The 8,510-nt window shown below is 60.3% G+C and carries 8 protein-coding genes; 5 read left to right on the top strand and 3 right to left on the bottom strand.

All coding sequences use genetic code 11. The features are described from left to right. The 3 genes from RA302_RS34630 to RA302_RS34620 all read left to right on the top strand — a co-directional run. A partial coding sequence (locus tag RA302_RS34630) for a hypothetical protein (RefSeq protein WP_338481365.1) occupies positions 1 to 720 on the top strand: 720 nt, incomplete at its 5' end. Between the two features lie 156 nt (positions 721 to 876). Continuing rightward, a complete protein-coding gene (locus RA302_RS34625; RefSeq protein WP_338481326.1) occupies positions 877 to 1,152 on the top strand; it encodes a DUF4913 domain-containing protein in 276 nt (91 codons plus the stop codon). A gap of 530 nt (positions 1,153 to 1,682) precedes the next feature. Continuing rightward, positions 1,683 to 1,982: a hypothetical protein gene (locus RA302_RS34620; RefSeq protein ID WP_338481325.1), complete on the top strand. Its 300-nt coding sequence runs from the start codon at positions 1,683 to 1,685 to the stop codon at positions 1,980 to 1,982. Between the two features lie 371 nt (positions 1,983 to 2,353). Here RA302_RS34620 and RA302_RS34615 read toward each other — a convergent pair whose 3' ends face one another. From RA302_RS34615 to RA302_RS34605, 3 genes are all read right to left on the bottom strand, one after another. Next, entirely contained in the window at positions 2,354 to 2,755 is a 402-nt protein-coding gene (locus RA302_RS34615; protein ID WP_338481324.1) for a hypothetical protein, read from the bottom strand. A 430-nt stretch (positions 2,756 to 3,185) separates the two neighbouring features. Further along, positions 3,186 to 3,866 (bottom strand): response regulator, encoded by a 681-nt coding sequence (locus RA302_RS34610; RefSeq protein ID WP_338481323.1) that lies wholly within the window; start codon positions 3,864 to 3,866, stop codon positions 3,186 to 3,188. Positions 3,867 to 3,912: 46 nt separating this feature from the next. Continuing rightward, a complete protein-coding gene (locus RA302_RS34605; protein ID WP_338481322.1) occupies positions 3,913 to 6,243 on the bottom strand; it encodes a hypothetical protein in 2,331 nt (776 codons plus the stop codon). Positions 6,244 to 6,809: 566 nt separating this feature from the next. Here RA302_RS34605 and RA302_RS34600 point away from each other — a divergent pair. Together RA302_RS34600 and RA302_RS34595 are read left to right on the top strand one after the other, a co-directional pair. After that, positions 6,810 to 7,927, top strand: a protein-coding gene (locus RA302_RS34600) for an IS3 family transposase (RefSeq protein WP_338481320.1) whose coding sequence is annotated in 2 segments (ribosomal slippage) — positions 6,810 to 7,077 and positions 7,077 to 7,927 — 1,119 coding nt in all. Because the reading frame shifts where the segments join, the coding sequence is not laid out codon by codon here. Positions 7,928 to 8,090: 163 nt separating this feature from the next. Beyond that, on the top strand, positions 8,091 to 8,462 hold the full coding sequence (locus RA302_RS34595; protein ID WP_338481319.1) for a hypothetical protein: 372 nt from the start codon (positions 8,091 to 8,093) through the stop codon (positions 8,460 to 8,462). Positions 8,463 to 8,510 lie beyond the last annotated feature (48 nt).

Raw genomic sequence — 8,510 nt, 5'->3', positions numbered from 1 at the left:
GGGAACGGCAACGGCGCCTCTATCGTCATGAATCTCTACGCTGCCGATGCAGTCGCCTACAAGGACTCTCATCCGAATTTGGTCGCGTCAATTTGTACGATCGGTGACATTGTCTGCGATGCCAGCGGAGGGAACCTGGCTGACGTGCTGTCACCAATCACTGCCGCCAGCGGAGCACACACCCTGTACCCATCTACGAAGATGCGATGCCCGGCTGTCGGAAATGTTTGGCAGTCTGCAACTGACTGCGCTGCACAGCTTCTCGTCGCTGGCATCGACTACACGCCAGTTGCTCGCGAAACTGCGGGGCCCACGGTCACCGACACGGTCGTTACCGTCGGCAATCACCTTTATGCGGGAATAATCGGAGTTCCGGTAGCTGCCGGGAATGCTGCTGTCGAGGCAGGGAAGACCGTCGAGAAATTACTACATGTAATTTTCAAATCCGATCCGATCGATCTCGGAATCGTGCACCTCGATGATAGGGGCTCCGGCATCATCGACTTCGATGTGCCCGATGTTCCACCGGGGCTCCATCATCTCGAGTTAGTTGCCAGCGACGGCCGCACTTATGTTGTGCCGATCTACGTCACTGATGAGCAAGAAAATCAAGAGTCAGTTCTGTTCGCGATCGACGGCAGTACTGCGGACGTGCCTCCGACAACCCCCGACCCCAATTCCGGAACGGGATCTGTTGGAAGTCTTCAGTTCGGATCCTGAACGAATAGGGGAACTCAGCCGCGGTGGTGATCGTGTCGGGCAAATGCGCGGTCACCACCTGGCGAGATTTACACGGCAATGCCTCCGCCACCAGCATCGCTAGTCCCGTGCTCTGCACGAGGAAGCGGTCAACCGCGTCGAAGCTCTCTGGCGGGCATGGGAGTACACGCCCACCTGGATGCGAAGACCGGCATGAGTGTGTGGTGGCGCGATCACGCCGATCACCACATGGAAAAGCTGTTCGCCGGCGCCAGCCCCTTCAAGGCGTGCTCGGTCCACCGGGGCCACAAAACCTCCGTGCAACCGCTGCCCACCGACAAGGCTCCGGACGCACTGTTCCCCGATCAGCGCGAGACGCGAACCACGAACCCGCACTTTCGGCCCGCACCCGGCCGACCGGTCCGACGAAGTGCGAGAGCAGATGTCCGATGACGAAGTAGGCGCGATCGGCCGCGAAGTGGGCATGGCGATGCGCGTGGCCATGCAGATGATGAGTCGACTCGCCGAGCAGATGGCACGCTCCCGCGAGCAACGAATGCGGGACGCACAGCATCGCAGCGAACAGGCATCTCGCGAGTACGCCGAACGTCTCAAGTCGAATGGACGGCCGCCGAGACGCAGCTGCGAGGAGTCTCGGACAAGCAGTGGTGGAATCAAGCGAAGCCGGACGCGATCACCGACTCCTACTTGCAGGCAAAGGCGTGGAGTCCTGAATCGGAGATCGCGGCGCAGGCTGCGCACAAGATCCGTTCCGAAGTCCACGAACGATACGGCTTCGACGTCGACAACGATCAGGCAGCACGGGAGTTCCTCGCCTACGGCTGTGCGTACAAGGACGTGGCGGGAACCGAGCAGAAGCAGGCCGCTCAGGATCGCGTGGCTGCCGGTGCTGCGATGACTGCGACCGAGAGTGCCGATCGTAAAACAGAACGCGCTGCGGTCGAGCTAGAAGAGGCGAAGACGTGGGCGCGGGAGAACACTCGGAGTGGTTCGCTGTCTGGGAGCAGATGTACGGTCCGGAGGCGGGGAAGGACGAGCGGAGCGACGCGGAGCAAGAGCTTGTCAAGGACTGGCAGCGGTCGCAGCCCGAAGCGTCGACGGCAGTCAAGGAAGGCAACCGCGTCCAGGGCGACGATGAGCGCGGTGAAGCCGTCGAGAAGTACGACTTCGCTGCCCAGCGCACCGCGTTCGCGACCACCAGTCGCACGGAAGAGTGGCCGAACAAGTCCCAAGGCCGCGACCGGCAACACGCCGGCCGATAGATATGCACCGAAAAGTCCCCGCACACAAAGTGCGGGGACTTTTTGCAGTTGCACTATTTCAGTTTCTCGGAATTTCAGGGCTTCATAGGTCCGACAATGAAAGTTCGAATCTTACGGTGCCGAATCCTGTCATTCCTAAACGTAATTCACGTTCAGAGAATTGAGGAACCGGCGCAGCTCAGGAAGACTCGATGCTTTTCGATCCAAATCTTTGTAAATGCTGTTGTCGCTGTTCAATGATCTTTTATCACTTTTCTCTTTCAGGTATTGCATGTCCTTCTTATAAGAATCAAGATTACCCATTTACATTTTTCCTTCCACACCAGATGACGCCAGGGAATTCTGCAACAAAGAGGCAAACGGAGCGGCGCCTATATAGGCCATCTCTTCGTTCTTCCACCGATACGTCTCACAGTTTCACTGATAGCAGCGTTCATACTGAGGACATTTCCAAACCAGCGTTCGTCGTTTACGTTCAGAGCACCAAATGTTCCCTCAACTGGATTATTTCCCTGCAATGTCAACTGCATCCGCCATAGCGTTTTCACTCGATTTCCCGCGGCGATGACAAATCCGTCTGACGTGAACGACTCCAGATAGACCGTCTCGGCGATCGGAGGATTTTGCTGCGGCGCCATGTCAAGCAGCACTCCGAAGGGTGTATCGCCCTCATAGTCGGAGGAACCTTTGAGAACGTGCAGGAATTCTGCACTGGTGCAGGGGGCTGTGAATGTTCTCTCACGAAATTCTTTGGAGGGACCGAACAAACCCATTCTTTTACCTCACAGAGAGCTAGTTCGGATCGCATTCGCGGTTCCGACTCGGTGGCGTTTCCAAATTTTGAGTAATTCAGAAAATGACCCTACCTAATTCGAACAGCGCTCCGCGTCGTCCGAACGGAGGACACAACGCCTTTGCAGAGAGCTGGGCGATGACCTCTTACCCCAGGCCATCGTCGCGTGACTGTCTGTCGACGAGACTTCGTGGGTGTTCGCTAAGTAGCAATTGGCGTTGATCCTGGGCGATAAAGGTGCGAAACGTATATACCGATGATTGATTGAGACTGGCTATCACGAAGACTGCCTACGATGCCGAGTGTTCTCTCGCTGACACGTATGGAGGGGGCTCGTGCCCGGTCACCGTACTTGTACCGACACAATTCACTTCGCGAAGTTGGCCTGGTCGGTGTTGTTCCGGTTAGAGCTAGAGGTCGTCGATGCTGATGATTCCGTCCTGCAAGGCGCGTGCGACGAGCGCCGCTTTCGTCGACGCCGGCCGCCCGGCGGCGGCGTATTTGGTGCGCACCCGCCCCAGATGAGTGGCCAGGGTGGATGCGGTGATGTACAGGGCTTTGGCGGCGAAGTTTTTCGATTCGGTCCGGAACCACTGGATCAGCACTTCACGTTCCCGCTCGGTCAGCTTGGGTCGCGATGCCCTGGTGTCCGCGGACATCGCCCCGGCCATACTCGGCGACATATACGGGTGATCGGTCACGGCAGCCTCGATCGCGGGAACAAGATGTTGACGTCCTTCCGATTTCGTCAGATACGTCACCGCACCGTTGTCGAGGCAATCCAAGATCGTCGCCGCGTCACTGCGCATGGAGTAGACGATGACCCGGTATCCGGCGTCGGTGAGGGTCCCCACCATGTCCAAGGCGGGCAGCGGCGAGCCGTCCCCGAACTGCAGATCCAACACCACCGCATCGATACGCATACCCTGCCCACCTGCTCGATCGCGCAGAAATTCTGTCGGGCGCAGGTATCGTCCGGCGACCGCGATCGGTGGGGTCGCGCCGGCGCACCAGGAGGCGAGGCCCTCGTGCACGACGTCGTGGTCGTCGATCAATGCGACAGTGATGTCGGTCAGTTCAGGTGCGGTCATCGAATGGTCCTCTCGTGGCGGGCAACTCGCCCTCGGTTGACGGTGTTCACGGCGCAACTTCCGACAGCGTTACGGCCCGCGCCGATGTGGGAGCGGCGGTGGCCTGCACCCACACCAGGCCCTCGTCGTACTCGACTCGCACCTGAATCCCCGCCGTCTCGACCACTTCCAGATCGTCGACGCGGGTGGGGTCGCAGTCGGCGACGACACTGACCTGAAGCTGTGGGGTCTCGGTGACCACGATCCGGGCATGCACCCGGGCAGCAGCGACCGCCAGTGCCGGGGCCGCGAGAAGGCTGCTTCGCACCTGCCGGTCGACCGAGGACAGATCTGGTGGTATCTCCACCACCACCGATACCCCGTTCTGCTCCCCCAGCGCGGTCAGATCCTGAATCTCGCGTGCCAGCGGGTGAAGCTGCAGTTGTCCGTCCGCGTGCAGGAACAGTCGGCGCATCCGCGCGGACTCGACCGCTGCCCGCGCGCGCACCCCTTCGGAATCGGCGGTGATCGATCCCTCCGCGAGGGCCCGCAGCAGCGGCACCGTGGTTTCTTCGAGCGCGGTATAGCGGCTCCGATAATCGGCCTGCACGCGGTCCGCGATCTCCTGGCCGGCGATCAGCGAGGACTGTGCCTCGGATTCCTCCGCTGCCAACCGTGCGGTGCGGCGCAGGTCAGTGGCGAAGAACCCGGCGATCATCTGTACTGCCAATTCACTGGCCAGGCTGTATCCGAACAGCTCGAATGTTCCCGCGTTCATCTCGCCGCCGATCACAGCCGCCGCGGCGGTGACCACTCGTAAGAACACCAACGCCGCCATGATCATTCGCACCGGCGATGTGAGCAGGAGCGGCAGCAACACCCATCCGGTCATCCCGAACGCCCAATGCTCCCCCGTGCCGAACGCATCGTCGGTGGTGAACGGCTGAACGAACGTCACCACCGACACCGCGGCGAATCCCGCGGCCTTCGCCCACCGCGGCACCGCCATCCCGGTGACCGTGCACGCCCCCAACCCGATGACCCCGAACAGAACACCGATCAACACCATTTGCGTGGGCTCGGTGACGAGCTCGGGTCCGTACAAGCGCACCGGGATCAACGTCGTCAATATGACAGCTACCCCGACCAGACCCAGCCCGTACCCGCGGCTGAGCCGAAACGCGCGGCGGGCAGGATCGGAGAGCTCCCACACCCGCGCGGCATCACCTGCGACGCTTTCCGTTGCAACCGTGGCGCTCTCGGTGTCCCAGTCCAGGACAATTCTCGTCCCAGCTCCCGGAGCGGATTCGACTCGCGCTGAGCCGCCGACCCGCGTCATCCGCCCGGTGATGGATTCGGCGATCCCGCGGCCGTGACCCATTGTCGACGCTGAACCCTCGGTATCGGCGGCATCTGCTGCGCTGAATCCGGTGCCGGCATCGACGATGTCGACCCCGGACTCGCGCAACACCAGCGATGCTGCCCGGGTGCCGGAATGCCGCTCGACGTTCGTCAATGCCTCCCTGACTGCACCCGCTACCGCATGAGCAAGAGTCCCAGACACCCGCACCAGCTCGGCCCCGGTCACGGAGACTGCGAGTCCTGACTCCACGGCGATGTCGTCGAGAATCCGGCGAAGATCTATCTGCTCGCCCGACTCCAGTGCCGGCGCCGACCGAAGTGCCTGCAGATCGCGAGCGGCTTGACGACGCACCCGCTCCTGCGTCAACGGCACACCGTGCCCGATCATCAACATCGTCGCCGCGGCCGTATCGTGCACCGTCGCCCAATGTTCACGCTGATACTCGCGCCGCGCCTGCGCGACCGCGACATCTCGTTCGGTCTCCGCGAGCTGCTCACCCGCCGCATCCGCTGCTCGTGCGCCGCGTTCGACCAACTGCCGCAGGAAAATCCCGATCGCACACTGAACGAGGAAGAAGTACGGCCAGAACACCGTCCACGGCGACTCCACACCCACCACGCCCGACAACCCAACCGCGAACGCCACCGCGATACCGACCGCAGCCAACACAGCCTGCCAATGCCGCTGCGAGAACGCGAAACTCAACACCGCACTCCCGGACACCGCCAACGGCAACGAGTTCGACGACACTACGTCGATACCTTCGGTCGTCGACGGAATCGTCACCGCCACCACCACAACCAGCACGTAATCCGCCCACACCACGGTCGATGACGTCATCGACCGTGTCAGCAGACGAAACGAACCCCACCCGATCAACACCACGGCGACCGCCACACCCACCCCCGTGCGCGGCGGAAAGCTCAGATACACCACCCCACAGAGCACATTGACACTGTGCCGAAGAAGGACACCGAACCACGCCGCCTGAAAACGTGAACGCGCCGCAGACGACTCCCAACTACCGCTTCCCACACTGCCTCCGGGATACCTCGTACCAGCATTGGAAGAGTGCTGACATTTCCTCAAAAGTCCATTCACCGACGCTGCGAAACAGTTCAGCCCTCGAATTTCCCCAAAATGCGCGGTAATGACGCCAGTACACCCGGCCGAAACCGATGACAGAATCTGAGATCTCCGACAAAGGCGATACCGGCTACAGAAACCTTAGCAACCGCTATCACCTGCACACCCGTTTCGCGGTGCGAATGCGATCATCGGAATAGCATCGCCCGGTGCGCAGGCTCCCCTATCGCAATGGTGGGCACGAACGTCGACATCGTCGGCCCTTCATGCGGGGTGAAAACGCAGGTGCGGCGCGGACCCGGGCACGGCGTCAGTCGCGCTGATCAGACGAAATATGTGCACTAGGAGGGCAACTCGATCTGCGTAGACACGTGTCACTGTCAGTCGTTCAGAGGATGGACAGCAAGTTTTCGGTCGAACTAGAGTTTCCAGGACCTTGGCATGACCCCCGTGAAGTGACCCGCAAGTTATGAGAATCCTTCCGCCCTGATCAAGGGCATGAAAGGCTTCATCTCATGGCTGGACGTAAACGGCATACGCCCGAACAGATCATCCGAAAACTGCGCCACGGCGACGAACTCGCCGCCACAGGCACCGACGTCGAGGAAATCGCCCGACAGCTCGACGTCTCGGTGCCGACGCTCTACAACTGGCGTAAACAGTACGGCGGTATGAAGGCTGACGATGCCAAAGAGTTCAAGGAACTCAAGAACGAGAACGCCCTGCTCAAGAAGCTTCTCGCCGAAGCCGAGCTCGAAAAGGCGGCACTCAAGGAGATCGCGAAGGGAAAATTCTGAGCCCGACCGCCAAGCGAAACGCCGTGACGATGCTCCAGGAAACGATGGGGCTCTCGCAGCGGTTCGCCTGCAGAATCGTCGGGCAACCGCGATCTACTCAGCGGAAAGAGCTTGCGAGAAACACCCCGGACGATCCGGACGCCGATCTGCGTAAGTGGTTGCGAGACTGGGCCAAAGCCAACCAGCGAAAAGGCTTCCGGCGGGCGTGGGCGGACTTGCGTGCCGCGGGCTCGGTGATCAACAAAAAGAAGGTTCAGCGTCTCTGGCGCGAGGAAGGGTTGCGGGTGAAGGTCCGTAAGATCCGCAAACGGGCCGGCGCCTCGACTACTCCGATTACCGAGGCAGATGCTCCGAAGGTGGTGTGGGCGATTGACTTCCAGTTCGATTCGACGACGGACGGCCGGAAGTTCAAGATCGCGTCGATGGTCGACGAACATACGCGTCAGTCGGTGCTCAACATGGTCGAGAGATCCATACCAGCAGAGGATCTCGTCGCCGCCTTGGAGAAGGCGTTTGCACTCTGGGGCGGCCCACCACAGGTGTTGCGGTGCGACAACGGGCCGGAGTTCATCTCCGAGTCGTTGAGGACGTTCTGCGAGGATCAGGTCGGTATCGGTTATGTTCCCCCTGGTCAGCCGTGGAAAAACGGGTACATCGAATCCTTCAACAATCGTGTCCGTGACGAGTGCTTGAACATGAACGAATTCCACAGCCTCCTCGAAGCCCGGGTGGTCATCGAGGACTGGAAGGAGGAGTACAACAACCGGCATCGTCATTCATCGCTGGCGTACCGAACTCCGAATGAGTACGCTGCCAGCTGTATTCACACGCATTGATTCTCTGATAGCGAGTGGCTCACCAAATGGGGTCCTACCAACCTCATCGAATTTCACCCTCCCTCACCCCCGAACAGGACTTTGCTGTTGAAGCAATTTCTACGATGTGCTCTTCACAGACAAATACCGCGGGCGGGATATAAGTACGTTACAAGGAGTTTAGATGAGTAACGACATAGCTGGAATCCTGTTCGCCGCGGCAGTGATCTGGCTGGTATTCGGAGTAATCGCGGGAGCAATCGCAACGAAGAAGAACCGCAGCCAACTCGGATTCTTCTTCGCAGGATTCTTCTTCGGGCCGATAGGAATACTCGCAGCAATCCTGGTCAACCCCGGCCACCCCCCTGCACCGCCGGGAACCCACACCGCACTATGTCCGCGGTGCAATGCACAACAGAACGTACCTGCTACCCAGCTGACGTATGAATGCTGGCAATGTGCGCTGGTCAACCCGCTCGGCGGTCGTTCAGGTCGAAACTCCACCGAAAAACAGAGTTGGAAAGATTGGCTGAAGGAAGGCCGAGTCGAGTATTGACCCGCGATGCCTCTGCGCCTGCCGTCTGGCCGCGACTCCCCGGTCTCT

Origin of the sequence: Rhodococcus sp. DN22, assembly GCF_036669995.1 — a bacterium.
In the GTDB taxonomy this organism is placed as follows: Bacteria; Actinomycetota; Actinomycetes; order Mycobacteriales; family Mycobacteriaceae; genus Rhodococcus_F; species Rhodococcus_F erythropolis.
The sequence above is the reverse complement of the archived record's forward strand: the minus strand, read 5'-3'. Positions and strand labels throughout refer to the sequence as shown.